Origin of the sequence: Streptomyces sp. IBSNAI002 (genome assembly GCF_052244475.1) — a bacterium.
In the GTDB taxonomy this organism is placed as follows: Bacteria; Actinomycetota; Actinomycetes; order Streptomycetales; family Streptomycetaceae; genus Streptomyces.
In genome coordinates, this window is record NZ_JBQPXG010000002.1 from 1,932,169 (window position 1) to 1,957,568 (window position 25,400).

General features: G+C 72.3%; 24 protein-coding genes and 1 pseudogene. 8 read left to right on the plus strand and 17 right to left on the minus strand.

The window, feature by feature from the left end:
- Nucleotides 1-14 precede the first annotated feature (14 nt).
- Nucleotides 15-1,397 (minus strand): glutamine synthetase family protein, encoded by a 1,383-nt coding sequence (locus ACTVZO_RS09465; protein ID WP_443297958.1) that lies wholly within the window; start codon nt 1,395-1,397, stop codon nt 15-17.
- A 77-nt stretch (nt 1,398-1,474) separates the two neighbouring features.
- Between ACTVZO_RS09465 and ACTVZO_RS09470 the strand changes: the two genes are divergently transcribed.
- The 3 genes from ACTVZO_RS09470 (at nt 1,475) to ACTVZO_RS09480 (ending at nt 4,607) form a co-directional block, all read left to right on the plus strand.
- A complete protein-coding gene (locus ACTVZO_RS09470; protein ID WP_443297959.1) occupies nt 1,475-2,221 on the plus strand; it encodes a FadR/GntR family transcriptional regulator in 747 nt (248 codons plus the stop codon).
- Nucleotides 2,222-2,348: 127 nt separating this feature from the next.
- Complete coding sequence (gene eat / locus ACTVZO_RS09475) at nt 2,349-3,830, plus strand: ethanolamine permease (protein ID WP_443297960.1); 1,482 nt, start codon at nt 2,349-2,351, stop codon at nt 3,828-3,830.
- A gap of 51 nt (nt 3,831-3,881) precedes the next feature.
- Entirely contained in the window at nt 3,882-4,607 is a 726-nt protein-coding gene (locus tag ACTVZO_RS09480; protein ID WP_443297961.1) for a gamma-glutamyl-gamma-aminobutyrate hydrolase family protein, read from the plus strand.
- A 287-nt stretch (nt 4,608-4,894) separates the two neighbouring features.
- Here ACTVZO_RS09480 and ACTVZO_RS09485 read toward each other — a convergent pair whose 3' ends face one another.
- Nucleotides 4,895-5,818, minus strand: coding sequence for a LysR family transcriptional regulator (locus ACTVZO_RS09485; RefSeq protein ID WP_443297962.1), 924 nt, complete (start codon nt 5,816-5,818; stop codon nt 4,895-4,897).
- A 70-nt stretch (nt 5,819-5,888) separates the two neighbouring features.
- Between ACTVZO_RS09485 and ACTVZO_RS09490 the strand changes: the two genes are divergently transcribed.
- The gene (locus ACTVZO_RS09490; protein ID WP_443297963.1) at nt 5,889-7,010 is read left to right on the plus strand and encodes a TDT family transporter; all 1,122 of its coding nucleotides are present in this window, start codon (nt 5,889-5,891) and stop codon (nt 7,008-7,010) included.
- A gap of 60 nt (nt 7,011-7,070) precedes the next feature.
- On the opposite strand, the gene ACTVZO_RS09495 is transcribed toward ACTVZO_RS09490, so the two are convergent.
- Together ACTVZO_RS09495 and ACTVZO_RS09500 are read right to left on the minus strand one after the other, a co-directional pair.
- Nucleotides 7,071-7,790, minus strand: coding sequence for a helical backbone metal receptor (locus tag ACTVZO_RS09495; protein ID WP_443297964.1), 720 nt, complete (start codon nt 7,788-7,790; stop codon nt 7,071-7,073).
- Between the two features lie 5 nt (nt 7,791-7,795).
- On the minus strand, nt 7,796-8,392 hold the full coding sequence (locus ACTVZO_RS09500; RefSeq protein WP_443303095.1) for a helix-turn-helix domain-containing protein: 597 nt from the start codon (nt 8,390-8,392) through the stop codon (nt 7,796-7,798).
- 238 nt (nt 8,393-8,630) lie between these two features.
- Here ACTVZO_RS09500 and ACTVZO_RS09505 point away from each other — a divergent pair, with 238 nt between their 5' ends.
- The 4 genes from ACTVZO_RS09505 (at nt 8,631) to ACTVZO_RS09520 (ending at nt 13,214) form a co-directional block, all read left to right on the plus strand.
- Nucleotides 8,631-9,536, plus strand: coding sequence for a 5'-3' exonuclease (locus ACTVZO_RS09505; protein ID WP_443303096.1), 906 nt, complete (start codon nt 8,631-8,633; stop codon nt 9,534-9,536).
- 52 nt (nt 9,537-9,588) lie between these two features.
- Nucleotides 9,589-10,428: a siderophore-interacting protein gene (locus tag ACTVZO_RS09510; protein WP_443297965.1), complete on the plus strand. Its 840-nt coding sequence runs from the start codon at nt 9,589-9,591 to the stop codon at nt 10,426-10,428.
- Nucleotides 10,429-10,667: 239 nt separating this feature from the next.
- Nucleotides 10,668-12,215 carry a serine hydrolase gene (locus ACTVZO_RS09515; protein WP_443297966.1) on the plus strand — a complete coding sequence of 516 codons (1,548 nt, stop codon included), beginning with the start codon at nt 10,668-10,670 and terminating at the stop codon, nt 12,213-12,215.
- Nucleotides 12,216-12,239: 24 nt separating this feature from the next.
- A complete protein-coding gene (locus tag ACTVZO_RS09520; protein ID WP_443297967.1) occupies nt 12,240-13,214 on the plus strand; it encodes an RluA family pseudouridine synthase in 975 nt (324 codons plus the stop codon).
- Here the strand turns inward: ACTVZO_RS09520 and ACTVZO_RS09525 are convergent.
- The 13 genes and pseudogenes from ACTVZO_RS09525 to ACTVZO_RS09585 form a co-directional block, all read right to left on the minus strand.
- On the minus strand, nt 13,211-13,918 hold the full coding sequence (locus ACTVZO_RS09525; protein WP_443297968.1) for a TetR/AcrR family transcriptional regulator: 708 nt from the start codon (nt 13,916-13,918) through the stop codon (nt 13,211-13,213). The genes ACTVZO_RS09520 and ACTVZO_RS09525 overlap by 4 nt on opposite strands.
- Nucleotides 13,919-14,008: 90 nt before the next feature.
- Nucleotides 14,009-16,849: a DEAD/DEAH box helicase gene (locus tag ACTVZO_RS09530; protein WP_443297969.1), complete on the minus strand. Its 2,841-nt coding sequence runs from the start codon at nt 16,847-16,849 to the stop codon at nt 14,009-14,011.
- Nucleotides 16,850-16,920: 71 nt separating this feature from the next.
- Nucleotides 16,921-17,010, minus strand: a pseudogene (locus tag ACTVZO_RS09535) (sphingosine kinase); the annotation flags it as partial.
- 43 nt (nt 17,011-17,053) lie between these two features.
- Nucleotides 17,054-18,019, minus strand: coding sequence for a twin-arginine translocase subunit TatC (gene tatC / locus ACTVZO_RS09540; RefSeq protein WP_443297970.1), 966 nt, complete (start codon nt 18,017-18,019; stop codon nt 17,054-17,056).
- A 47-nt stretch (nt 18,020-18,066) separates the two neighbouring features.
- Nucleotides 18,067-18,363: a Sec-independent protein translocase subunit TatA gene (gene tatA / locus ACTVZO_RS09545; protein ID WP_384227911.1), complete on the minus strand. Its 297-nt coding sequence runs from the start codon at nt 18,361-18,363 to the stop codon at nt 18,067-18,069.
- Nucleotides 18,364-18,546: 183 nt separating this feature from the next.
- The gene (locus ACTVZO_RS09550; RefSeq protein WP_443297971.1) at nt 18,547-18,747 is read right to left on the minus strand and encodes a hypothetical protein; all 201 of its coding nucleotides are present in this window, start codon (nt 18,745-18,747) and stop codon (nt 18,547-18,549) included.
- A 26-nt stretch (nt 18,748-18,773) separates the two neighbouring features.
- Nucleotides 18,774-19,010 (minus strand): hypothetical protein, encoded by a 237-nt coding sequence (locus ACTVZO_RS09555; protein ID WP_384227906.1) that lies wholly within the window; start codon nt 19,008-19,010, stop codon nt 18,774-18,776.
- Between the two features lie 15 nt (nt 19,011-19,025).
- The gene (locus ACTVZO_RS09560; RefSeq protein WP_443297972.1) at nt 19,026-19,994 is read right to left on the minus strand and encodes a helix-turn-helix transcriptional regulator; all 969 of its coding nucleotides are present in this window, start codon (nt 19,992-19,994) and stop codon (nt 19,026-19,028) included.
- A 45-nt stretch (nt 19,995-20,039) separates the two neighbouring features.
- Entirely contained in the window at nt 20,040-20,996 is a 957-nt protein-coding gene (locus ACTVZO_RS09565) for a helix-turn-helix transcriptional regulator (RefSeq protein ID WP_443297973.1), read from the minus strand.
- Between the two features lie 123 nt (nt 20,997-21,119).
- Nucleotides 21,120-21,515 carry an FKBP-type peptidyl-prolyl cis-trans isomerase gene (locus ACTVZO_RS09570; protein WP_443297974.1) on the minus strand — a complete coding sequence of 132 codons (396 nt, stop codon included), beginning with the start codon at nt 21,513-21,515 and terminating at the stop codon, nt 21,120-21,122.
- 31 nt (nt 21,516-21,546) lie between these two features.
- Nucleotides 21,547-22,488, minus strand: coding sequence for an FKBP-type peptidyl-prolyl cis-trans isomerase (locus tag ACTVZO_RS09575; RefSeq protein ID WP_443297975.1), 942 nt, complete (start codon nt 22,486-22,488; stop codon nt 21,547-21,549).
- A 117-nt stretch (nt 22,489-22,605) separates the two neighbouring features.
- Nucleotides 22,606-23,967: a Pup--protein ligase gene (gene pafA, locus ACTVZO_RS09580; RefSeq protein ID WP_030016332.1), complete on the minus strand. Its 1,362-nt coding sequence runs from the start codon at nt 23,965-23,967 to the stop codon at nt 22,606-22,608.
- 117 nt (nt 23,968-24,084) lie between these two features.
- Nucleotides 24,085-25,347, minus strand: a complete 1,263-nt coding sequence (locus ACTVZO_RS09585; RefSeq protein WP_443297976.1) for an MFS transporter — start codon at nt 25,345-25,347, stop codon at nt 24,085-24,087.
- Between the last annotated feature and the right edge of the window lie 53 nt (nt 25,348-25,400).

The window sequence follows — 25,400 nt, forward strand, 5'->3', positions numbered from 1 at the left end:
GTCGGTTCGGTGGGTTACAGGCGTTCGAAGGAGCGGCGCAGCTCCCAGTCGGTGACCGCGGAGTCGTACGCGTCGAGTTCCACGCGGGCCATGTTCCGGTAGTGGGCGACGACCTCGGGGCCGAAGGCGGCCTTGGCGATCTCGCTGTTCTCCCACAGTTCGGCGGCCTCGCGCAGGGTCGCCGGGACGTGCGCGTAGTCGGCGGTGTAGGCGTTGCCCGTGCACACCTCGGGCAGTTCCAGGCGGTTCTCGATGCCGTGGATGCCGGCCGCGACCAGGCCCGCGACGGCGAGGTAGGGGTTGACGTCGCCGCCGGGCAGGCGGTTCTCGAAGCGCATGGAGCGGCCGTGGCCGACGACGCGCAGGGCGCAGGTCCGGTTGTCCACGCCCCAGGCGACGGCGGTCGGCGCGAAGGATCCCGGCCGGAAACGCTTGTACGAGTTGATGTTCGGGGCGTAGAGAAGGGAGAAGTCGCGCAGCGCGGCGAGCTGTCCGGCCAGGAAGTGCCGCATGACCGGTGACATGCCGAGTCCCTGGTCATCGCCGTCCCCGTCCCGGGCGGCCATCGCGTTGCGTCCGTCGGCGTCGGCCAGGGAGAGGTGGATGTGGCAGGAGTTGCCCTCGCGCTCGTCGTACTTGGCCATGAAGGTGAGCGAGACGCCCTCCTGGGCGGCGATCTCCTTCGCTCCGGTCTTGTAGACGGCGTGCTGGTCGCAGGTGGTCAGCGCCTCGTCGTAGCGGAAGGCGATCTCGTGCTGGCCGAGGTTGCACTCCCCCTTCGCCGACTCGACGATCAGGCCCGCGGCCTGCATCTCGTTGCGGATGCGGCGCAGCAGGGGTTCGATGCGGCCGGTGCCGAGGACGGAGTAGTCGATGTTGTACTGGTTGGCGGGGGTCAGGCCGCGGTAGTTGGCGTTCCAGGCCTGTTCGTAGGTGTCCTGGAAGACCATGAACTCCAGCTCGGTGCCGACCATCGCGGTGTACCCGTGCTCGGCCAGGCGCTCGAGCTGGCGGCGCAGGATCTGGCGGGGGCCCGCGACGACGGGCGTGCCGTCGTGCCAGGCGAGGTCGGCGAGGAGGAAGACACTGCCGGGGTTCCAGGGGATGCGGCGCAGGGTGGCGGGGTCGGGGTGCATGGCGAAGTCGCCGTAGCCCCGGTCCCAGGAGGACATCTCGAATCCGTCGACGGTGTTCATGTCCGTGTCGACGGCGAGGAGGTAGTTGCAGCCCTCGGTGCCGTGCGCGAGGACCTCGTCGAGGAAGAACTGTGCGGCGAACCGCTTGCCCTGGAGGCGCCCCTGCATGTCGGGGAAGGCCAGGACGACTGTGTCGATCTCACCGCCGGCGACCAGGGAGCGGAGCTCCTCGATCGTCAGCGGCGGCTTGCGGTCTACCACGGGAATCTCTCCTTCGGTGAGCCGAGGAGGCCTAAGGTATTGAATAGAACCATTGCTTGGGAAGGGGAGGAGCCAAGATGACCGACACGGCGAGCGAGGGTGGCGCGATCGCGCGGCTGAATCCCGTGCTGCGGCAGGTGCGCGCGGGCAACGGTTTCGAGGAGGCGCTCGAGCAGATCCTCCAGGTGGTCCGGCTGGGCCTGGTGCCGGGCGGCGAACGGCTGCCGCCCGAGCGTGAGTTGGCCGAACGGATGGGGATCAGCCGGGTCACCCTGCGCGAGGTGCTGAAGGTCCTGCAGGACCAGGGGCTGGTGGAGGCGCGGCGCGGCCGGTACGGCGGAACGTTCGTGCTGCCCCGGCCGGACACCCCGGCGGGCGGCGCCGAGGAGGAGCTGCGCCGGCGTGTCGCGGGGGTGGACATCGAGGACGTGCTGCGCTTCCGCGAGGTCCTGGAGGTGGGGGCGGCCGGCCTGTGCGCCTCGCAGGGGCTGGCCGAGGAGGGCGCCGAACGGCTGCTCGGCGCGCTGGCAGCCACCCACGACGCCCCGCTGGCCGACTACCGCCGCCAGGACACCCTCTTCCACCTGACCTTGTGCGAACTGGCCGGATCCGCCACCCTGACGGCCCAGTACGCCGCCGTCCGGGCCACGGTCAACGACCTGCTGGACTGCATCCCGCTGCTGGTGCGCAACCTGGAGCACTCGCAGCAGCAGCACACCGCACTGGTGGAGTCCGTACTGGAGCGGGACGCGGCCGGGGCCCGCGAGACGATGCGCGAGCACTGCTGCGGCACGGCGGCGCTGCTGCGGGGGTTCCTCGCGTGACCCGGCCGGCCCGGCGGCCCCGTCGCGAGGGTTTCGTAACTTCTGTTTAACGCAGAGGTCTTGCGCTCTCCACCGCTCTGCGGCAAAGGTACGCCCCACAACCATTGCCCTGAGGCAGGAGCGCACGATGGCCGACGACATCGAGGCACGGCTGAGCGCCGTACCCGCACCCACCAAGTCCACCGAGGGCGGCGACGCAGGCGCGGACGACTACCTGGAACGCCGCACGCTGCGCCGCGGCAGCGCCGGCTGGCTGCTGCTGACCGGCCTCGGCGTCGCCTACGTGGTCTCCGGCGACTTCTCCGGCTGGAACGTCGGCCTCGACAAGGGCGGCTTCGGCGGTCTCGCCATCGCCACCGTCCTGATGGGCGCCATGTACGCCTGCCTGGTCTTCTCCCTGGCGGAGCTCTCCACCATCCTGCCCACGGCGGGCGGCGGCTACGGCTTCGCCCGCCGCGCCCTCGGCCCCTGGGGCGGCTTCCTCACCGGCACCGCCATCCTGATCGAGTACATCCTGGCCCCGGCCGCGATCGTCATCTTCATCGGCGACTACGTCGAGTCCCTCGGCCTCTTCGGCCTCACCTCCGGCTGGCCGGTCTACCTCGGCTGCTTCGTGATCTTCATCGGCGTCCACCTCTGGGGCGTCGGCGAAGCCCTGCGCTTCAGCCTCGTCGTCACCGCGATCGCCGTCGCCGCGCTGCTGATCTTCGCCGTGGGCGCCTTCACCGAGTTCAGCGCCGACCGCCTGAACGACATCCCGGTCGACGCGAGCGCCTTCGGCTCGAACTCCTGGCTGCCGCTGGGCGTCCTGGGCATCTGGGCCGCGTTCCCGTTCGGCATGTGGTTCTTCCTGGGCGTGGAGGGCGTACCGCTGGCGGCCGAGGAGGCCAAGGACCCGGTCCGCTCCATGCCCAAGGCCCTGGCCATCTCCATGGGCGTCCTCGCCCTGCTGGCCCTGATCACCTTCTTCGCGGCGACCGGCGCGCAGGGCGCGGACGCGGTCAAGTCCGCCGGCAACCCGCTCGTCGTCGCGCTGGAAGGCGACGGCGGCCCGACCGCCCTGAGCCGCTTCGTGAACTACGCGGGCCTCGCCGGCCTGGTGGCCTCCTTCTTCTCCCTCATCTACGCGGGCTCGCGCCAGCTCTTCGCCCTCTCCCGGGCCGGCTACCTGCCCCGCTTCCTGTCGCTGACCTCCAGCCGCAAGGCCCCGTACCTGGGCCTGGTCATCCCCGGCGCGATCGGCTTCGCGCTCGCCGCGGCCACCGGCAACGGCGCCCGCATGCTCAACATCGCGGTGTTCGGCGCGACCATCTCCTACGCCCTGATGGCCCTCTCGCACATCGTGCTCCGCCGCCGGGAGCCGCACCTGGAGCGGCCGTACCGCACCCCCGGCGGCGTCCTGACCTCGTCGGTGGCCTTCGCGCTCGCCCTGTCGGCCCTGGTCGCCACCTTCCTGGTGGACAAGGACGCGGCATTCATCGCACTGGCCGTGTACGGCGTCGCCCTGGCCTATTTCGCGCTCTACAGTCGGCACCACCTCGTAGCCTCGGCTCCCGAGGAGGAGTTCGCGGCGCTGGCGAAGGCCGAGGCGGAACTGACCCGCGACTGACTCCTGCCGTACATCCCTCTTCCCGCTTCCCGCCCCACGGAGGTAAAGCCCGTGCCACGGCCGCTCATCGGCATCACCACCTATGTGGAGGAATCCACCCGCTACAACGTGTGGGACCTGCCCACGTCCCTCGTCCCCTCCGGGTACTACGAGTTGGTCCAGGCGGCGGGCGGCGCGGCCGTACTGCTGCCGCCGGACGAACCGGAGCGGGCGGCGGAGGTGCTGAGCCGGGTGGACGGCCTGGTCGTCGCGGGCGGCCCGGACGTGGACCCGATCCGCTACGGCGCCCCGCGCGACCCCCGCACGGGCCCCGCCGCGACCGTGCGCGACGAGTGGGAGCTCGCGCTGATCGACGCGGCCCTGGAGGCGGGCACCCCGGTGCTGGGGATCTGCCGGGGCATGCAGGCGCTGAACGTGGTCCTCGGCGGCACGCTGATCCAGCACATCGACGGCCACGTCCACACCCCGGGCGTCACCTCCTGGCACCCGGTCAGCCCCGTGCCGGGCACCCGGTACGCGGAGCTGGTCCCCGAGAAGGCGGAGGTCCCGACGTACCACCACCAGGCGGTGGACCGGCTGGGCCGGGACCTGGTGGTCTCGGCGTACGCGGACGACGGCACGGTGGAGGCGATCGAGGACCCCGACCGCTCCCGCTGGGTGGTAGGCGTCCAGTGGCACCCGGAGCGGGACAAGGACACCCGGGTGATGGCCTCGTTCATCGCGGCGGCCGGAGCGCTCCGTCTGGAGCACGTCCCGGTCCCCGTGTCCGCTCCCTGACGCACCACCGGCCGCGGCGCCCCGAGCCCTTCCGGGCTCCGGGTCCCGCGGCCGGTCCGTGCCGTGCCGATGCCGCCCGTACAGAGGGGGAAGCAGCGTCCCCCAGACCAGCCGTCTCCGCCCTGCGGCGCACCGTCCGGTGCCCGGGCGTGGTCCGCGCCCGCGCCGCCGGGGGCCGGGAGCCCGGGCGGGCCTCTCTGCCGCTGCCGCCGCCGGCGGGCCTGCCTCGCGCCCCGGCGCCCCGTACTCCTGGAGGGATCAGCCCTCGCCCGATCGGCCCAGGCCGCCTACGCCCGCCGCCGGGTCAGCGACAGCAGGTCCCGCGCCGGGCCCGCCGGGCGGGAGCCCGTCGGCCAGACGGCGCGCAGGGCGCGGGCCAGGGCGGCGCCCGGGACGGGCACCTCCACCAGCCGGCGGGCCGCCAGCTCGTCCACCAGGGCCAGCTCCGACAGGACGCACGGCCCGGCCCCGCTCAGCGCCGCCGCCTTGACGGCGGTGGTCGAGGCCAGCTCCAGCAGCGGCTGCGCCAGTCCCCCGGACGCGGCCAGCGCGGCGTCCAGGACCTGCCGCGTGCCCGAGCCGCGTTCGCGCAGGATCAGCGGGCTCCCGGCGAGTTCCGCCGCCTCCACCCCCTTCGAGCGCCGGGCCCAGGGGTGCGAGGGGGCCACCGCCACCACCAGCCGGTCCTGCGCGATGACGGCGGAGTCCAGCCCGTCGGGAACGCCCATCCCCTCCACGAACCCGAGGTCGGCCTCGTGCGCCAGGACCCGCTGGGCCACGTCCGCCGAATTCCCGGCGTGCAGGGACACCGCCGTGTCGGGGCGCTCCCCGCGCAGGGCGATCAGCCAGCCGGGCAGCAGGTACTCGGCGATGGTCATGCTGGCCGCCACCCGGAGCCGCGAATCCCGCTTCCCGCGCAGCGCCTGCGCCCCCGCGTCGAAGGCCTCGGCGGCCTCCACCACCCGCCGCGCCCAGTCCGTGACGAGCGCCCCCTCCGCCGTGAGCGTGGAGCCGCGCGGGGAGCGGTCCACCAGGGCCACGCCGAGCCGGGTCTCCATCGCCCGGATCCGGCTGCTGGCCGCGGGCTGCGTGATCCCCAGCCGCCGGGCCGCACCGCTCAGGCTCCCCACGCGCGCCACCGCGAGCAGCAGCTCCAGCGCCCCCAGGTCCGGCACGCGGTGTGCGAGCGGAACCGTCTCCTCGTTACCCATAACATCAGTTTATGGCCTTATAGACGTGCGGCCTCTGCCGTCCGGCCCTGGACGACGGGACGCTGGACCCATGGCCACCACCACCGTGCGACCCCGCACCGTCATCAACCTCGCGCCCCGGACCCACAAGGCCCCCGCGCTGCGCCACCTCGGCCCCAACTGGTACGCCTCGGTCATGGGCACGGCCATCATCGCCAACGCCGGCGCCACCCTCCCGTACCAGCTCCCCGGCCAGCGCGTGGCCTGCCAGCTCGTCTGGGCGCTGTCCGCCGCCGCACTCGCCGTGCTGCTCACCGCCCGCGCCGGACACTGGCTCCACCACCGCGACCAGGCCCGCGCCCATCTCCTCGACCCCGCCGTGGCCCCCTTCTACGGGTGCCTCTCGATGGCCCTGCTGGCCGTCGGCGGCGGCACCCTCATCGTCGGCAAGGACCTGATCGGGACCGGCGCGGCCGTGGCCGTCGACGCCGTGCTGTTCACCGGCGGCACCGCGATCGGCCTGGTCATGGCCGTGGTGGTGCCCTACCTGATGGTGGTCCGCCACAAGGTCGAGGCCAGGCAGGCGACCCCCGTCTGGCTGCTCCCCCTGGTCGCCCCCATGGTCTCCGCGGCCCTCGGCCCCCTGCTGATACCCCACCTGCCCGCCGGCCAGCCCCGCGAGGCCATGCTGCTCGCCTGCTACGCCATGTTCGGCATCAGCCTGCTCGCCACCCTGCTGATGCTCCCCCTGGTCTTCGGCCGGCTGATCGTGGGCGGCCCCCTCCCCCTGGCCCTGACCCCCACCCTGTTCCTGGTGCTCGGCCCCCTCGGCCAGTCCACCACCGCCGTGAACCAGCTCGCCGACATGGCCCCCCGGTCGATCGGCGCCCCCTACGCCGGCGCCCTCGGTGCCTTCGCGGTCGTCTACGGGGTCCCCGTGATGGGCTTCGCCCTGCTGTGGCTGGCCCTCGCCGCGGCCATGCTGGTGCGGGCCGCCCGGGGCGGCATGGGCTTCGCGATGACCTGGTGGGCCCTGACCTTCCCCGTCGGCACCTGTGTCACCGGCGCCGCCGGACTGGCCCGCCACACCGGCCTGACCGCCTTCTCCTGGCTCGCCGCGGCCCTGTTCCTCGGCCTGCTGACCGCCTGGCTCCTGGCCGCCACCCACACCCTGCGCGGCCTCTTCTCAGGCCGCCTGCTCGCCGCCCGCTAGGTTGAGCAGCGGGAAGACCACGGGCCGTCCGGCCGGGATCGCACAGCGGCGCTCGGCCGCTCAGCGCGCCGCCCGCACGGCGTCCGCCAGCACCTGCGCCGCCTCGGCCAGAGAGGGTCCGTACCAGGTCAGGTGCCGTCCGCTGACCAGGGCCGCCGGCAGGCCGGGGAAGGCCTCCGGGCCGTCCTGCGCCGTGAAGCGGTACGGCTCGTCCGGGAGCACCACCAGATCGCAGCCCGCGGCCGCGAGCTCCTCCACCGGAATCCTCGGATACCGCTCGCGGTGCCCGGCGTAGACGTTGCGCACGCCCAGCCGGGCGAGCAGATCGCCCGCGAAGGTGTCCCGGCCCAGCACCATCCACGGCCGCCGCCACACCGGTACGAAGGCCCTGAGCCCGGCGGCCGGCTCCACCCGGGCCCACGCGGCCTCGGCGTCCGCGAGCCACCCCGGCCTCGCCAGCCCCAGCACCCCCACCAGCAGCCGGTCGAGCTCGCGCAGGGCCTGCGGCAGGTCGCGCACCTCGGTGACCAGCACCTCCACCCCGGCCGCCCGGAGCGCCGCCAGGTCCGGGGCCCGGTTCTCCTCCTCGTTGGCGATCACCAGGTCCGGGCGCAGCTCCGTGATCGCGCGTACGTCGGGGTTCTTCGTCCCCCCGATCCGTACGGCGCCCCCGAGGTCCCCGGGGTGGGTGCACCAGTCCGTGACCCCGACCAGCAGACCCGGCGCGCTCCCGGCCACCGCCTCGGTCAGGGACGGCACCAGCGAGACGACCCGCCGCACGCCGCTCAGTGCCCCGGGGACGGCGGCTCGGAGGTCGCGTGGATGTGGTCGCCCACCGCCACCACCAGGATCCGGGTGTCCTCGGTGACGGCCCGCCAGCGGTGCCGTACGCCTCCCGACAGGAACAGCGCGTCGCCGCTCTCCAGCCGGTACGCCCGCCCCTCCGCCTCCACCTGGCAGGCGCCCGCGACCACGTACATCAGCTCGTCGTTGCGGTGCTGGTACTCGCGCCCGGCGTCCTGGTCCCCGGTGAACTCCAGGGCGTGCAGCTGGTGGTGCCCGCGCACCAGGGGCCGTACGCCCGGCAGCGGTGTGAGCCCGGATTCGTCACCGGCCCGTACGAGGTCCACCGTGCGCGCGGTGTCGGACGCGGCGAGCAGCTCGACGGCGGTGGTCTCCAGCGCGTCGGCGACCCGTTCAAGGGACCGCATGCTGGGCCGGGCCCGCTCGTTCTCTATCTGGCTCAGGAACGGGACCGACAGCCCGCTGCGCGCCGACACGGCGGCAAGGGTCAGATGGAGCGCGCGGCGCCGCTTGCGCACGGCCACGCCCACCCGGAGCGGCTCCTTGCCGTCCTTGTCCTTTTCCTTGTCCCTGTCCATGGCCGTGTCCTCGGGGCTCTTGTCGTCCAGGCCGTCCGTGCCGTCCCTGCCGTTCATTTCGGGGCTGCCCTCCCCTTGTCCGTCGCACATCGGTGTGCTGTAAGCACCTTACGCAGCAACCGCCCCCCGTTTCGCGTGCACGGGCGTTCCCGTACCGGATCGCTCACGGTCCGTGGCCGCCCGGCGGGGCCGCCGGCGGCGTTGCGGCATCATCATCTGCGTGACGACACGACGCCTGATGCTCCTGGACACCGCCTCCCTCTACTACCGGGCCTACTTCGGCGTGCCGGACTCCGTGAAGGCCCCCGACGGCACTCCGGTCAACGCCGTGCGCGGGCTGCTCGACTTCATCGGCCGGCTGGTCCAGGACCACCGTCCCGACGACCTCGTGGCCTGCATGGACGCGGACTGGCGGCCGCACTGGCGGGTGGAGCTGATCCCCTCGTACAAGGCCCACCGGGTCGCGGTGGAGACCGAGACCGGGCCGGACGTGGAGGAGACCCCCGACACGCTGGCCCCGCAGGTCCCGATCATCGAGGCGGCGCTGGACGCGTTCGGCATCGCCCGCGTGGGCGTGGCCGGCTACGAGGCGGACGACGTGATCGGCACCCTCACCGCCCGCGCGAGCGGCCCGGTGGACATCGTCACGGGCGACCGTGACCTGTACCAGCTGGTGGACGACGCCAAGCAGCGGCGCGTGCTCTACCCGCTCAAGGGCGTGGGCACCCTCCAGGTGACCGACGAGGCGTGGCTGCGCGAGAAGTACGGGGTGGACGGCCCCGGGTACGCGGACCTCGCCCTGCTGCGCGGAGACCCGAGCGACGGCCTGCCGGGCGTCCCCGGCATCGGGGAGAAGACGGCGGCGAAGCTCCTCGACGCCTACGGCTCGCTCGCCGGGATCATCGCGGCGGTCGACGACCCGAAGTCGAAGCTGACACCCACACAGCGCAAGCGGCTGGACGAGTCCCGCCCCTATCTGGCGGTGGCTCCCAAGGTGGTCCAGGTGGCCGCCGACGTCCCGCTCCCGCCGTTCGACGCGGCCCTTCCGGCCACTCCGGCACAGCCCGAACTCGTCGACGCCCTCGCCCATCGGTGGGGTCTGGGTGGAGCCGTGTCGCGGCTCAGCAGCGCGCTCCGGCCATGAGGTGCTAACTTAGGTAATCCTAAGTTGATTCAGGGGAGTCAGGGGAGACACCGTGGCAGAAGGACGCGCCCGTTCCGTCGGCACCGCCGTCGTCGTACGCACCAAGCGGCTCACACCGCACATGGTGCGCATCGTGCTGGGCGGTGACGGGCTGGCCGGATTCGGCGCGGGCGAGTTCACCGACCACTACATCAAGATCCTGTTCCCCCCGCTGGGGGTCACGTACCCCGAGCCGTGGGACCTGGAGCTGATCCGCGCCCACTTCCCGCGGGCGCAGTGGCCGAGGCAGCGCGCCTACACCGTACGGAACTGGGACGCCGTGCACCACGAGCTGACGCTCGACTTCGTCGTGCACGGCGACGAGGGCCTGGCCGGCCCGTGGGCGGCGCGGGTCCAGCCGGGTGAGGCCGTACGGTTCCTCGGCCCGGGCGGCGCGTACGCCCCGGACCCGACGGCCGGCTGGCACCTGCTGGTCGGCGACGAGAGCGCGCTGCCGGCGATCGCGGCGGCGATGGAGCGGATGCCGGCGGGTGCGCGGGTCCACGCCTTCGTGGAGATCGACGGCCCCTCGGCCGAGCAGAAGGTCGCCACACCGGACGGGGTCGTCCCGGTCTGGCTGCACCGCGGCGACCGCCCGATCGGCGAAGCCCTGGTGGAGGCCGTCATGGCCCTGGAGTTCCCCTCCACGGACGTCCACGCCTTCGTCCACGGCGAGGCGGGCTTCGTGAAGGAACTGCGCCGCCACCTCCGCCTGGAACGCGGCGTCGCCCGCGAACGCCTGTCGATCTCCGGCTACTGGCGCCTGGGCGAAACGGACGAGGGCTGGCGCGCGATCAAGCGCGACTGGAACGCGGCAGTGGAAGCCGAACAGGACCACGCCACAGCCGCGTAACCCCCTGCGGCGCCGCGCTACCGCCTGCGGCGCCGCAAGCCCCCACCAAACCCACCCCCGCCAGGGCTTGCGGCGCGAGGGCCAGGGGCAGCCCCACCAAACCCAGCCCCGCCGGCGTTTGAGGCGCGGGGGTCCGGGGGCGGCGCCCCGGCAACGGCGCCGCACCCAGGCGGGCACGCGGACGGGTACGGGCGGAGCCAGCCCGCGCGGATTCACCCGCCCGGCGGGATAATCACCTCATGCGTACGCGCCGCGCAATGGCCGGGGCCGCGCTCGCGACCGCAGTGGCCGGCAGCCTGCTGGCCACCGCAGGGACGACGGCGCCCAGCCCCCCACCCGCCCCCAAGCCCGCCCTCACCGACGAGGCCGTGGCCAAGGCCGTGGACCGCCTGGACCGCACCGTCGAGGACCTGATGCGCCGCACCGGCGTCCCCGGCGTCTCCGTGGCCGTCGTCCACGACGACGAGGTCGTCCACCTCAAGGGCTTCGGCGTCCGCCGCACCGGCGGACGCGCGGCCGTCGGCCCCGACACCGTCTTCCAGCTCGCCTCGGTCTCCAAGCCGGTGTCCTCCAGCGTCGTGGCCGGCGCGTTCACCGACCCCGCCGAGTGGGACCGGCACGTCACGGTCCCCGGGTTCTCCCTGAAGGACCCCTGGGTCACCGGGCACGTCACGGCCGCCGACCTGTTCTCCCACCGCAGCGGCCTCCCCGACCACGCCGGCGACCTCCTCGAGGACCTCGGCTACGACCAGTCGTACATCTTCGACCACCTGCGCCTGGAACCGCTGACCCCGTTCCGCGCGAGCTACGCCTACACCAACTTCGGCCTCACCGCCGCCGCCGAGGCCATCGCCCGCGCCAAGGGCACCACCTGGGAGAAGCTCTGCGCCGACACCCTCTTCAGGCCCGCCGGCATGACCAGTACGAGCACCGAGTTCTCCGCCTACGCGAACGCCCCCGACCGCGCCTCCACCCACGTCAAGAACCCGGACGGCACCTGGAGCCCCCGCTTCGTCCGCAACGCGGACGCCCAGGCCCCGGCCGGCGGCGTCAGTTCCACGGCCCGCGACATGTCCCGCTGGCTGCGCCTCCAGCTCGCCGGCGGCACGCTCGACGGAAAGCGGATCATCCCCGCCGACACCCTGGCCCGCACGTACGTCCCCGAGATCGTCTCGCAGCCGCCCGCGAACCCCACCGCCCGCACCGGCTTCTACGGCCTCGGCTGGAACGTCTCCTACGACGCCGCCGGCCGACTGCGCCTGAGCCACTCCGGGGGCTTCGAGCTCGGCGCCAACACCAACGTCACCATGCTCCCGCTGGAGCGGCTCGGCATCGTCGTCCTGACCAACGGCGCACCGGTCGGCCTGGCCGACGCCGTCGCGCTCGACTTCTTCGACTTCGCCGAGCACGGCAAGGCCACCGCCGACTGGCTGGGCCTGACCGGCTCCGTCTACCAGCAGATGCGGGACTCGACCCGCTCCCCCACCGACTACTCGGACCCGCCCGCCTCCGCCCGGACCGCCCAGGACAGCGCCGCGTACACCGGCACCTACGTCAGCCCCTACTACGGCAAGGCCACCGTCACCGCGGACGCCGAGGGCGCGCTCACCCTGTCCCTCGGACCGAAGCCGCTGCGCTTCCCGCTCGCCCACTACGACGGCGACACCTTCAGCTTCGAGACCACGGGCGAGTACGCGACCGGCCGCACCGGGGTGACCTTCTCCGACGGCAGGCTCCGCGTCGAGTACCTCGACGCGGAGCACCTGGGCACCTTCACCGAGCAGTAGCGGTGTCCGCATAGCCTGTCCCCGATGAGACGCAGAGCCCAGCCGCCCCCCTCCCCCCTCCCCCAGCGCGCCGGCATCGACCCGGTCCGGCTGCGGCTGCCCCCCGACGCGGACGGCGCCTGGCCGGACCTCGGCAGCTACCTCGCCGCGCACTACGCGGGCGGTCCCGGCGCCGGGGCCGTCGCCCGGCTGCTGGCCGCCGGCCGGGTGCTGGGCCCCGGCGGCCGCGTCCTGCACGCGAACGACCCGTACGAGCCGGGCGGCCACCTGTGGTTCCACCGCGACCTGCCGGTGGAGGCGCCCGTCCCCTTCGCGGTCCGCGTCGTGTACCGCGACGCGCACCTGCTGGTCGTGGACAAGCCGCACTTCCTCGCGACCACCCCGCGCGGCAGCCACGTCACCCAGACCGCCCTCGCCCGGCTCCGCGCGGAGCTGGACCTGCCCGCCCTCAGCCCGGCGCACCGGCTGGACCGGCTGACGGCCGGGCTGGTGCTGTTCAGCGTCCGGCCCGAGGACCGCGGGGCGTACCAGCTCCTGTTCCAGCAGCGCCGCGTGCACAAGGAGTACGAGGCGCTGGCGGCCCACGACCCGGCGCTCGTCCTCCCCCGCACGGTCCGCAGCCGCATCGAGAAGACCCGCGGGGTCATCGCGGCGACGGAGGTGCCCGGCGCGGAGCCCAACGCGGAGAGCCTGGTGGAGCTGGCAGAAGCCCGCGAAGGGCTGGGCCGCTACCGGCTGACCCCGCACACGGGGCGCACCCACCAGCTGCGCGTGCACATGAACAGCCTCGGTCTGCCCATCCTGGGCGACCCGGTGTATCCGCGGGTCACCGACCCCGCTCCGGACGACTACCGCCGGCCGCTGCAACTCCTGGCCCGCGTACTGGAGTTCACCGACCCGGTCACCGGCATCGGCCACCGCTTCGAGAGCGGCCGCACCCTCCAGGCCTGGCACGACCGCACCGCCTGGGAAACCGGCCCGGACCGGGACGGCGACTAGGGGGTGTCGTCGCGGAGCGGGTCCGGCCCCGGCCCCGGCTCCGGCCCCGGCCCCGCGCCCCCGGTCCCCGCGATGCGCAGCGCCGCGTCGGCGGTGGCCTCGGCGAAGACGGCGACCGGCCGCTCCGGATCCGCGCGGTGGATCAGCATGACGCCCTCGATCAGCCCGAAGACGAGGTCGTTGCGCAGCGCCAGGGCGGGTCCGTCCCCGGCCAGTTCCGCGCCCGCGCCGGTCCCGGCGAGCAACACCCGGTAGGCGTCCTTGAGTTCACCGCGCATCCGGCGGAACCGCTCGAAGCGGGCGCCCGCCACCTCGGGCAGCAGGTAGAGCGCCCCCAGGTTGTACGGGCCCCCGCACAGCAGCAGCACGTCGGAGCGGCACAGCTCCCACAGCCGCCGCGCGGCGGGCCGTCCGCCGTCGGCGAGCAGCTGCCGGGCCAGCACCAGCGAGGGCGCGACAGTGGACTCCAGCAGCTCGGCGAGGAGGTCCTCCTTGCCGCCGAAGTAGTGGTACATCGTGGCCTGCCGCATTCCGGCCCGTTCGGCGACCGCCCGTGTGGTGGTCGCCGCGTACCCCCGGGCGGTGAACAGCTCGGCCGCCGCGCAGAGGAGCTCCTCGCGCGGCGGCCGGCCGCTGCGCGGCCTCAGCCGGTCGGCACGTGGCCGACCGACCCGTCTCGGCCCGTCCCCCGTTCCCCCACTCATGCGCCGATCGTCGCACACGGCACGCCGATTCGATCATGGCAAGAGATCAGATCGCGCCATCCCCGCTCTCAGAGGAAGCCCCAACAGCGGCTAGCCGACGGAGCTGTAGGCCACCACACCCCGCAGCAGCGCGTCGACGGCCTTGCGGGCATTGCGGGCCACCGTGCTCCCGCTGTCGCCCGACGCCGACGGAGCCGCGGCGGCGACCTGCCCCAGCACGTCGATGACCTGCTTGCACCAGCGCACGAAGTCGCCGGCCGGCATCTCCGCCTCGCGCAGCACCTCGTCCAGGCTCTTGTCGGAGGCCCACTGGTAGGCCGCCCACGCGAAGCCGAGGTCCGGCTCGCGCTGGCCCACGCCCTCCGTCTGGTTGATGCGGTGCTCCTCCTCCAGGGCGTCGAGCCGGCCCCAGATGCGGACCATCTCGCCGAGCGCAGCCTTCGCCGCGCCGCCCGGCACCTTCGGCGCGACCGCGTCATCGGCCTGCCGCGCCTCGAAGACCAGCGCCGAGACGCACGCGGCCAGTTCGGCCGGGCTCAGGCCCTCCCAGACGCCCGCGCGCAGGCATTCGGAGGCCAGCAGGTCCAGCTCGCCGTAGAGCCGGGCGAGCCGCTTGCCGTGCACGGTGACCTCGTCCTCGCGCAGGTAGTCCAGCTCGGTCAGGAGCGCGTGGATCCGGTCGAAGGTGCGGGCGATGGTGTTCGTCCGCCCCTCGATCCGCCGCTCCAGCTGCTGGGTGTCCCGCTTGAGCCGGTGGTAGCGCTCCGCCCAGCGGGCGTGGTCCTCGCGCTCGTCACAGCCGTGGCAGGGGTGCGCCCGCAACTCCGCCCGGAGCCGGGCGATCTCGCGGTCGTCGGCCGCCGCGGCCCGGCCGCGCCCACGCCGTTCCGGCGCGATGTGCCCGGCCTTGGAGCGCAGTTGGGAGGCCAGGTCCCGACGGGACTGCGGGGAGCGGGCGTTGAAGGTCTTGGGGATCCGCATCCGGTCGAGCGCCTCCACCGGAACCGGGAAGTCGATCGCGGCGAGCCGCTTGACCTGCCGCTCGGCGGTGAGCACGAGCGGGCGCGGGCCCTCCGCGTACTCGTACCCGCGGTGCCCGTTGACCCGCCCGGCCGGCACGCCCGGGTCCAGGACGAGCGCGAGCCCGGCGAACTTGCCCGTCGGCACGTGGATGATGTCACCCGGCTTCAGCTTCTCCAGCGAACTGGCCGCCTGCACCCGCCGCTGCGCCGCGCCCTGCTTGGCCAGCTCGGTCTCGCGGTCCTTGAGGTCCCGGCGCAGCTGCGCGTACTCCTCGAAGTCCCCGAGGTGGCAGGTCATGCCCTCCCGGTAGCCGTCCAGGCCCTCCTCGTTGCGCTGCACCTGCCGGGAGATCCCGACGACCGAGCGGTCGGCCTGGAACTGCGCGAAGGAGGTCTCCAGCAGCTCGCGCGAGCGGTGCCGCCCGAACTGGCTGACCAGGTTCACGGCCATGTTGTAGGACGGCTTGAAGCTGGAGCGCAGCGGATACGTACGGGTACCCGCGAGCCCGGCGAGCGCCACCGGGTCCATGCCCCGCTGCCAGAGCACCACCGCGTGGCCCTCGACGTCGATCCCGCGCCGCCCGGCCCGGCCGGTCAGCTGCGTGTACTCGCCGGGGGTGATGTCGGCGTGCTGCTCGCCGTTCCACTTGACCAGCTTCTCCAGGATGACCGTGCGCGCGGGCATGTTGATGCCCAGGGCCAGGGTCTCGGTGGCGAAGACGGCCTTGACCAGGCCCCGTACGAAGAGCTCCTCCACGACCTCCTTGAAGGTGGGCAGCATGCCCGCGTGGTGCGCGGCGATGCCCCGCTCCAGGCCTTCGAGCCACTCGTAGTAGCCCAGGACGTGCAGGTCCTCGTTGGGGATGGAGGCGGTCCGCGCCTCGACGATCTCGCGGACCCGCAGGCGGGCGGAGTCGTCGTTGAGCCGCAGACCCGCGTACAGGCACTGCTGGACCGCGGCCTCACAGCCGGCCCGGCTGAAGATGAAGTTGATGGCGGGCAGCAGGCCGTCGCCGTCGAGGCGGGCGATGACCTCGGGCCGGGAGGGGGTCCAGATCCGGCCGCGGGAGCGCCGCTCGCGCTCGCGGTCCGCCTCGCGGACCATCTTTCCGCGCCGCCGGTCCTTGGGACTGTAGGTGCGGCTGTTCTCCTCGCGCGCCATCCGCAGCAGGTCGGGATTGACCTCGCGGCGGGCGGAGCCGCGGCCTCCGTGGTCGGACTCCTCCTCGAAGAGGTCGAAGATCCGGCGGCCGGCCATCACGTGCTGCCACAGCGGTACGGGCCGCTCCTCCGAGACGATCACCTCGGTGTCGCCGCGCACGGTGTCCAGCCAGTCGCCGAACTCCTCGGCGTTGGAGACGGTCGCCGACAGCGACACCAGGGTCACCGACTCGGGGAGGTGGATGATCACTTCCTCCCAGACGGCTCCGCGGAACCGGTCGGAGAGGTAGTGCACCTCGTCCATCACGACGTATCCGAGGCCGCGCAGCGACTGGGAGCCCGCGTACAGCATGTTGCGGAGCACCTCGGTGGTCATCACGACCACCGGTGCCTCGGAGTTGACGCTGTTGTCGCCGGTCAGCAGGCCCACCTTGTCGGCGCCGTAGCGCTTGACGAGGTCGGCGTACTTCTGGTTCGACAGGGCCTTGATGGGCGTCGTGTAGAAGCACTTGCGGCCCTGCTGGAGGGCCAGGTGCACGGCGAACTCGCCGACGATGGTCTTGCCCGAGCCGGTCGGGGCGGCCACCAGGACGCCCTTGCCCGCCTCCAGGGCCTTGCAGGCCTCGACCTGGTACGGATCCAGGTCGAATGCGTACATCTCGCGGAAGGGCGCCAGTGCGCTGGCCTCTTCGGCGGCGCGGATCCGGGCAGCGGCGTACCGCTCGGCCGGTGAGAGTTCTTCGGTCATCTTGAGATCGAGCCTACCCGCCGGGTCTGACAACAGTCGCGATCATTTAAGTGAGCAGCCGAAGGCCCGGCGCGCAACGCGGAAGCGGCCGGTTGCGCGGCGTGCGCGCCCCGGCCGCGTCCCGCGGTGGGATGGACGAAGGGGGTGATCTCGGAAGCCACCGCGGGCGGGGGCACCTCCCAGCGGGAGCCGGGGGCGTACCCCTCAGGTCGCGTCGTCGTAGCCGTTGATCCGCTGACGGCCGCCGTCCGCCTGTCCGGGCAGCGCCGCGGGCGCGGGGACCGCGTCCATCTCGCCGATCGGCGCCGGGGTGAGGTCCAGCTCGGCGGCTTCGTCGTCGTCGAGGCCCGCGTCGGGGTCGTTGCGCCGGCGCCTGCGGTCGTTGACCAGGCAGATGCCGAGCGCGATGAAGTAGAGGGCCACGATCGGGGCGGCCAGCGACAGCATGGTGAGCGGATCACCGGTGGGCGTCGCGAACGCGGAGAACACGGTGATGCCCAGGACCATGGCGCGCCACCAGCCCGCCAGCCGCTTCGCGGTGAGCACCCCGGTGAAGTTCAGCAGGATCAGCAGCAGCGGCAGCTCGAAGGCGAGGCCGAAGACGACGACCATGCGCGTGATCAGGTCGAGGTAGTCGTCGACCGGGAGCAGGTTGCGCGCGTGCTCGGGGGTGAACTCGAGCAGGATCGTCGCGGTCTGCGGGAGGATCTTGTACGCGAGCACGGCGCCGGCGCCGAACAGCGGGGCACCGACCGCGACGAAGCTCATCGCGTACTTCTTCTCATGGCTGTGCAGGCCGGGGGCCGTGAACGCCCACAGCTGGTACAGCCACACCGGCGCGGAGAGCACCACACCGGCGGTGAGGGAGACCTTCAAGGCGATCGAGAACGGTGCGATGAGGCCGTTCACGGTCATGTCGGCGCAGGGCTTGCCGTTGCGCTGCGAGACCACCCCGTCGGTGCAGCCGACGGAATCGAGCATCGGCCTCAGCATGAAGTCGATGAGGTCCTTGTAGAAGAAGGCCGCCACCACGGTGATCACGAGGATCGCCAGGACCGACTTCAGCAGGCGGTTTCTCAGCTCACGCAGGTGCTCGACGAGAGGCATGCGCCCTTCGGCGTCCTTGGCCTGTCGTCCTTGCTTCTCCTGCTTGCGGGCAGACTTGAGCAACCCACGTCCCTTGTCTCGTTGCAGATGACTGGCGTGTCCGGTTCGCGTCAGCCCTGGGTGGTGCGGTTCGGCTCGTTGACGGGCCGGGAGCTGGTGACGTCACCGGGCGCGGCCTGGATGGTGCGCGGGGCGACGGGCTGCTGCGCGGCCTGGTCGGCGGCCGGGGCGGCGGTGGCCGCGTCCTCCGCTTCGCCGTCCTTCTTCATGGCCTTGGCCTCGCTCTTGAGGATGCGGGCCGACTTGCCGAGGGAACGGGCCATCTCGGGGAGCTTCTTGGCGCCGAACAGCAGCACGATGACAGCGATGATCAGAAGGATCTCAAGGGGCTTCAGATTGCCGATCATGTGTGTCTTCCTTCTCACCGAAACGGCTGGTTGTGGTGGCTGTGGACGGTTCGGACACAGATCCGGTAACCGCTCAGGCAAGGATCGTAACCCCCGGGGGTAAACGCACGGCAATCCCCCGGGGTATCCCCGCTTGCGCGCGGGACCATTGTTCACACCCCGTTCGCACCGGTTCATCCCGCTTTACGGCCGCACGCCACGACCCGCCCGGGCAAGATCGGCCGAAGCCCGCTCGAGGTCCTCCGACGCTTCCGCGATCCGCCGGCTGGCCGTCGCGACCTGCCCGGAGAGCCGGCGGACCTCCGTGAAGACCCGTACGGCGGGCACGGCGAGGACGGCGATCCCGAGGAAGCCCAGGGCAATTGCGAACATCGGCCACAGCATGGGACGAGCCTAGGCCACCGGGCGGCTCAGACGCTGCGCAGGGTGCTCACGCCTCCGCCGGTCAGCAGTTCCACGATGCGCTCGCCCGCCGGCTTGCGGACGGACGCGGCGCACCGCGGGCAGGTGAAGGAGTAGAAGGTGGTCCGCCGGCTGCCGCCGATGACCAGCCGCAGGGCTCCCGCGTCCAGCTCGAAGCGGGCGCGGCAGTCGGGACACGCCGCCTTGAAAGAGACAGACCCTGATGACACTGACGTAGCCGACATCGACCGCCGCTCCCCTCAGACCTGTTCCCCGTACCCCGCGAGCGCCTCCCGGGCCGCGCTGCGCGCACTGTCCGCCAGCTCCACCGGGGCCACGATCCGCCCCTCGCGGCCCAGCCGCAGCGCGAGCCTGCGCAGCGAGGCCGGGTCCGGGCTGCGCAGCGTGATCCGCAGACCGCCCCCGGGCAGCTCCTCCGCGCTGTCGTGCGGGTAGTACTCGGCCACCCAGCGCCCGCCGGGCCCGACCTCGACCACCACCTCCGGGTCCTCGGCGGCCGGCTGGACCAGCCCCTCGGACAGGTCGCGCGGCTCGATGGCGGGCGGCTCGGCCCGCTCGTCCAGCAGCCGGATCTCCGCGACCCGGTCGAGACGGAAGGTGCGCCGGGCCTCGGAGAGGTGGCACCAGCCCTCCATGTACGTGTGCCCGACGGCGAAGAGCCGGATCGGGTCGACCTTGCGCTCGGTGAGCTCGTCGCGCGCCGGAGAGTAGTAGCGCAGCCACAGCCGCCGGCGCTCCGCGATCGCCCGGTCGACGTCCGCGAAGACCCCGCCCTCCGACTCGAAGGTCACCGACAGCCGGGAGCTGGCCCCGGCGGCCTCGCCCGCGGCGGCCTCCAGCTTGGCGGTGGCCCGCAGCAGCGCGTCCCGGTCGCCCTCGCGCAGCCCCGGCAGGGTGGCCACCGCACGGGCGGCGACCAGCAGCGCGGTCGCCTCGTCGGCGGCCAGCCGCAGCGGCTCGGCGGTGGACTCGCCCGAGGCGTCGGGATTGCGCCACCAGATCCGCTCGCCGTCGGTGTCGATGTCGAGCAGGTCCCCGCCGCGGAAGCTGGTACCGCACATGGGCAGCACGTCGAGGTCCGAGATCAGCTCGTCCTCGGTGATCCCGAAGGCGCGCGCGACGTCGGCGACGTGCGCGCCCGGGCGCTCGCGCAGATACGTCACCAGGGACAGCATCCGGCGGGTCTGGTCGATGGCGTTGGCAGCCATGCTGGTACGTCTCCCCCTCAGGGCGTAGCTCACAGGTGTTCCGGGTCAGCCCTGGGCGACGGCGCGCAGCCGGTCCACCACGTCCGCCCGCAGATCGGCCGGTTCCACGACCACCACGTCCGGGCCGAACTCCACGAGCCAGGCGTCGAGCCCGTGCCCGTACGGGATCTCCAGCTCGTCCCAGCCGTCCCCGCCCTCGCGCACCGCAGTGGCCTTGGCCCGCAGCGGGTAGCCCGCCCCGGCGCGCAGCCGGATCAGCGCGGAACGCTCCGCGCTCTCCCCGGCCCAGCTCGCCACGGTCTCCCGCACGGTCACCACGTCCGGCACCTCGGCGGTGTACCTGCCCGCGCGGGACCGCACCTTGCCGGTGATCCGCGAGAGCCGGAACACCCGCTCCGCCCCGCGGTCGCGGTCGAACCCGGCCAGGTACCAGTGCCCGCGCCAGCACTCCAGCGCCCAGGGCTCCACCTGCCGGGTCCCCGGCGCGGCGGCGGTGGACTTGCGGTAGTCGAAAACCACCGGCCGCCGGTCCCGGCAGGCCAGCATCAGCGGTTCGAAGGCCGCCTCGTGGACCGGGATGCGCGGTTCGATGGCACTGTGCTGCCCCTCGTACGGGTCCCCCGCCTCCGGCATGCCGCCGGCGCGCAGCTTCTGCAGGGCTCCGCTGGCGGCCCCGGCGAGCCGGGCCTGCTGCCAGACCTTCGCGGCCAGGCCCAGGGCCGCGGCCTCCTCGGCGTCCAGGGAGACGGGGGGCAGCCGGTTGCTGTCCCGGCGGGCGAGGTAGCCGATCTCGCCCTCCAGGTTCTCCACCGTCTCGATGACGAGGCCGAGTTCCCGCAGGTCGTCCTTGTCCCGCTCGAACATGCGGTTGAAGGACTCGTCGTTGCCGGCTTCCAGGTAGGCCTCGATGGAACCGCGCAACTCCCGCTTGCTCAGCGGCCGTCGGGTCCCCAGAAGGCACAGCGCCAGATTCATCAGCCGCTCGGCCTTGGCAATCGCCATCGACGCCGGTCCCCCGTTCTCGACACACACTCGTGAGCGCTGACCGTACCGTCCCGGCGGTCCGGGGCAAAAGCGAGGGCCCCCGCCTCACGGCAGGGGCCCACAGCGTGCGCGTCCTCGGGATCAGACGGCGATCAGGTCGCAGACGAAGATCAGCGTCTCGCCCGGGGCGATCACACCGCCGCCGGCGCCGCGGTCACCGTAGGCGAGGTGCGCGGGGATGACCAGCTGCCGGCGGCCGCCGACCTTCATGCCCTGGATGCCCTGGTCCCAGCCCGAGATGACCTGGCCGGCGCCGAGCTTGAAGTCCAGCGGCTGGCCGCGGTTCCAGGAGGCGTCGAACTCCTCGCCGGTGGAGAGGGCCACACCCACATAGTGGACCTTGACGAAGTCGCCGGCCTTGGCCTCGGCGCCGTCGCCCTCCCAGATCTCCTTGATCACCAGGTCGGCCGGAACGCCGCCCTCGTAGAAGTCGATCTCGGGCTTCTCGAGCTTGTCGCTCACGGAACTGCTCCTCATACGTACGAACGGGGGCCCAACCGGAACAGTCTTACATCACCGCGAGGATGTCGAGGCTGAAGACCAGCGTCGACTTCGCCGGGATGGTCCCCTGCTCCTTGTCGCCGAAGGCCAGGTCCGGCGGGATGACCAGCAGGATGCGGCTGCCGACCTTCTTGCCGAGCAGGCCTTCCTTCAGACCCTTGACGGACAGCTGCTCCATCGGCCAGGTGACCGTCGTGTCGGTGGCGTACGTGCTCTCGAAGGTCTTGTCGTCCTTCCACGTCTTGCCGTTGAACTTGACCACGACGTTGTCGGTGTCCTTCACCACGGCACCGTCGCCCTCGAGGACGTAGTTCGAGACCAGCTTGGTCGGCTCGGCGCTGTCCTTCGGGACGGTCACGGAGACTTCCTTGCCGTCCGTGTTCGTGCCGACCTTGGGCAGGTCCTTGTTGTCCTGGGCGACATCCTTGCCCGTGGCCGAGGCCGGGACGGAGGTGCCCTTGACGATGTCCACGACGAAGACCAGCGTGGCGTTCGGCTTGATCTTGTCGCCCGAGCCCTGCTCGCCGTAGCCGAGCGCCGGCGGGATGACCAGCTCGACGCGGCTGCCGACCTTCTGGCCCTCCAGGCCCTGGTCCCAGCCCTTGATGACCATGCCCGCGCCGATGGTCACGTCGAAGGGCTTGCCCTTGCCGAAGCTGGCGTCGAACGGCTCCTTGCCGTCCCACACCTGCCCGAGGTAGTTCACCTGGGCGATGTCGCCCTTCTTCAGCGCCGGGCCGTCGCCCTCGCTGAGGGTCTCCACCTTCAGTTCCTTCGGCGGTTCGCCCTGCCCCTTGGCCAGGGTGGGCGTCTCCCCGAACTTGGCGCCCTTGGTGATCGCGGGCACCCCGTTCTTCATCTGGGCGGAGTCGGAGCCGCTGTCGTCGCCACACGCCGCTGTCGACAGCAGCAGCAGGGGTACGACCAGCAGGCCGGCAATTCGGCGCACGTGTTCCTCAGATCTCAGACGGCAAGGCGGTCGCCCGCCACTCTAAGCCGTGAGCAGGGCCCCGTACGAGACCGCACGAGGCCCTGCCCAAGATCGGTGTTATGTCACACCACGCACTCACATACCGGCGATCAGCTTCTCCACCCGGTCGTCCACCGACCGGAACGGGTCCTTGCACAGCACCGTCCGCTGCGCCTGATCGTTCAGCTTCAGGTGGACCCAGTCCACCGTGAAGTCCCGCCGCTGCTCCTGCGCCCGCCGGATGAAGTCGCCGCGCAGCCGCGCCCGCGTCGTCTGCGGAGGCACCGACTTGCCCTCGAAGATCTTGAGGTCGTTGCAGATCCGCGCCGCCTGCCCCTTGCGCTCCAGCAGGTAGTACAGCCCGCGCCGGCGGTGGATGTCGTGATACGCGAGGTCTATCTGGGCCACCCGCGGATTCGACATGGTCATGTTGTGCTTGGCCCGGTACCGCTCGATCAGCTGGTACTTCATGACCCAGTCGATCTCGGTCCCGATCCGGTCCAGGTCCTCCGCGTCGATCGCGTCCAGCGTGCGGCCCCACAGCTCCAGCACCTGGTCCACCACACCGGTGCGGATGCCCCGGCGCTCGGCGAAGTCCACGGCCTTGTCGTAGTACTCCCGCTGGATCTCCAGCGCCGAGGCCTCCCGGCCGCTCGCCAGGCGCACCTTGCGCTGACCGGTGATGTCATGGCTGACCTCGCGGATCGCCCGGATCGGGTTCTCCAGGGTCAGGTCCCGCATCACCGTGCCCGCCTCGATCATGCGCAGCACCAGGTCGGTGGCCCCGACCTTGAGCAGCATGGTCGTCTCGGACATGTTCGAGTCGCCCACGATCACGTGCAGCCGGCGGTAGCGCTCGGCATCCGCGTGCGGCTCGTCCCGGGTGTTGATGATCGGCCGCGAACGGGTCGTCGCGGAGCTGACGCCCTCCCAGATGTGCTCGGCCCGCTGGCTCACGCAGTACACCGCGCCCCGAGGGGTCTGGAGCACCTTGCCCGCACCGCAGATCAGCTGCCGCGTGACGAGGAAGGGAATGAGAATGTCCGCCAGGCGGGAGAATTCCCCGTGCCGGGCCACCAGGTAGTTCTCGTGGCAGCCGTACGAGTTGCCCGCCGAGTCGGTGTTGTTCTTGAAGAGGTAGACGTCGCCCGCGATTCCCTCCTCGTGCAGGCGGCGTTCGGCATCGACGAGCAGTCCTTCGAGAATGCGCTCGCCCGCCTTGTCGTGCGTGACCAACTCGGTCACGTTGTCGCATTCGGGAGTTGCATATTCCGGATGCGAACCCACGTCAAGGTACAGACGGGCGCCGTTCCGCAGGAAGACATTGCTGCTGCGGCCCCATGACACAACACGGCGGAAGAGGTAGCGCGCCACTTCGTCAGGAGACAGTCGGCGCTGTCCCCTGAACGTGCACGTGACGCCGTACTCGTTCTCCAGCCCGAAAATGCGGCGGTCCATGACTGAACATTACGCCTTCTGCCCTCTTCTGAAACCGGGTTCGAGAGCGCCGTTTCGATCAGTTTCCGCTGACCGCCCCGACACACCCGGCCATCCGGCCGCCGGACCGGCCCCCGATCAGCCCTCCGCCCGCACCCCCGACGGCTCCTGGGCCGCGTCCCCGGACGCGGCCTCAGACGACCCCGCCACCGCACGGCTCCGGCCCGCAGTTGCCAGCGCCCGCTGAGTCGCCATCAGCACCACCAGCGCCGCGAACCCGGCCACGCTCGCCACCGCGAAGCCCGCCGCCGTACCGCCCAGCTCCACCGCCGGCCCGGCCGCCGCGGTGCCGATCGCCGCACCCACGCCGAAGAACGTCACCAGCCAGGAGAACGCCTCCGTCACCGTCCCCGCCGGCGCGTGCCGGTCCACCACGATGAACGCACACGCCAGCGCCGGCGCCAGGAACACACCCGCCAGCGCCGCCAGCCCCGTCATCGCCACCGGCCCGGGCGTCAGCATCAGCGGCAGATAGCACACCGCCAGCAGCGCCACCAGCATCCGCAGCCGCCGCTCCGGAGCACCCGCCCACTCGCGGGCCCCGTAGAACACACCGCCGATCAGCGCACCCAGCCCCAGCGCCGCCATCAGCCACCCGTAGACCGCCTGGTTCCCGTGGTCGTCCGCGTACGCCACGCCCGCCACCGTGATCGACCCCAGGGCCGTCCCCACGAAGAAGAACGCACCCAGCAGGGCCAGCAGGCCCCGCGAGCGCAGCGCCCCCAGCCAGTGCGCCTCACGCGGCTCCGAACGCCACGTACGGGAAGGCTCGCTCACCACCACCGACAGCGCGCCCAGCACCCCGATCGCGTTCAGCGCGAGCAGCGCCCCGGCCGGCGACCACACCGCCACGAACAGCGTCACCAGCAGCGGACCGACCGTGAACATGACCTCCTGGGCCACCGCGTCCATCGCGTAGGCGGCGTGCACGCGCTCCTGCCTGCCGCCCAGCACCCCCGGCCACAGCGCCCGCAGCCCGCCCTCCAGCGGAGGCGTGAACAGCCCCGCGACGACCACCGCCGCGTACGCTGCCGCCACCGGCGAGGTACCTGCCGCCGCCAGCCACACCATGCCCAGCGCGGAGAGCACCGCGGCCGGCAGCTGGACGCGCGGCTGCCCGTACAGGTCCACGGCCCGCCCCAGCAGCGGCTGGCCCACCGCGTTCGCCACCCCGTACACGGCGGCCAGCGCCCCCGCCAGGCTGTAGCTGCCGCCCTCGGCCCGCGTGAACAGCACGATCGCGATGGGCGCCGTGGCGTTGGGCAGCCGCCCTATGAGCGTGCCCACCAGCAGCCGCGCCGCATGCCGGGTCCTGAGCAGCTCCGCGTATCCCGCGGCCATGAACGCCCCCTCTTCCGCCCGGAACCAGCCGGGAGTACACCAAGTAATACGTA

Coding starts and splice junctions, on each gene's coding strand:
- ACTVZO_RS09470 (WP_443297959.1), top strand. CDS start 1,475: ATGACCGACACGGCGAGCGAGGGTGGCGCGATCGCGCGGCTGAATCCC.
- eat (WP_443297960.1), top strand. CDS start 2,349: ATGGCCGACGACATCGAGGCACGGCTGAGCGCCGTACCCGCACCCACC.
- ACTVZO_RS09485 (WP_443297962.1), bottom strand. CDS start 5,818: ATGGGTAACGAGGAGACGGTTCCGCTCGCACACCGCGTGCCGGACCTG.
- ACTVZO_RS09490 (WP_443297963.1), top strand. CDS start 5,889: ATGGCCACCACCACCGTGCGACCCCGCACCGTCATCAACCTCGCGCCC.
- ACTVZO_RS09500 (WP_443303095.1), bottom strand. CDS start 8,392: ATGGACAGGGACAAGGAAAAGGACAAGGACGGCAAGGAGCCGCTCCGG.
- ACTVZO_RS09505 (WP_443303096.1), top strand. CDS start 8,631: ATGCTCCTGGACACCGCCTCCCTCTACTACCGGGCCTACTTCGGCGTG.
- ACTVZO_RS09515 (WP_443297966.1), top strand. CDS start 10,668: ATGCGTACGCGCCGCGCAATGGCCGGGGCCGCGCTCGCGACCGCAGTG.
- ACTVZO_RS09520 (WP_443297967.1), top strand. CDS start 12,240: ATGAGACGCAGAGCCCAGCCGCCCCCCTCCCCCCTCCCCCAGCGCGCC.
- ACTVZO_RS09525 (WP_443297968.1), bottom strand. CDS start 13,918: ATGAGTGGGGGAACGGGGGACGGGCCGAGACGGGTCGGTCGGCCACGT.
- ACTVZO_RS09530 (WP_443297969.1), bottom strand. CDS start 16,849: ATGACCGAAGAACTCTCACCGGCCGAGCGGTACGCCGCTGCCCGGATC.
- tatA (WP_384227911.1), bottom strand. CDS start 18,363: ATGATCGGCAATCTGAAGCCCCTTGAGATCCTTCTGATCATCGCTGTC.
- ACTVZO_RS09550 (WP_443297971.1), bottom strand. CDS start 18,747: ATGCTGTGGCCGATGTTCGCAATTGCCCTGGGCTTCCTCGGGATCGCC.
- ACTVZO_RS09555 (WP_384227906.1), bottom strand. CDS start 19,010: ATGTCGGCTACGTCAGTGTCATCAGGGTCTGTCTCTTTCAAGGCGGCG.
- ACTVZO_RS09560 (WP_443297972.1), bottom strand. CDS start 19,994: ATGGCTGCCAACGCCATCGACCAGACCCGCCGGATGCTGTCCCTGGTG.
- ACTVZO_RS09565 (WP_443297973.1), bottom strand. CDS start 20,996: ATGGCGATTGCCAAGGCCGAGCGGCTGATGAATCTGGCGCTGTGCCTT.
- ACTVZO_RS09570 (WP_443297974.1), bottom strand. CDS start 21,515: ATGAGGAGCAGTTCCGTGAGCGACAAGCTCGAGAAGCCCGAGATCGAC.
- pafA (WP_030016332.1), bottom strand. CDS start 23,967: ATGGACCGCCGCATTTTCGGGCTGGAGAACGAGTACGGCGTCACGTGC.
- ACTVZO_RS09585 (WP_443297976.1), bottom strand. CDS start 25,347: ATGGCCGCGGGATACGCGGAGCTGCTCAGGACCCGGCATGCGGCGCGG.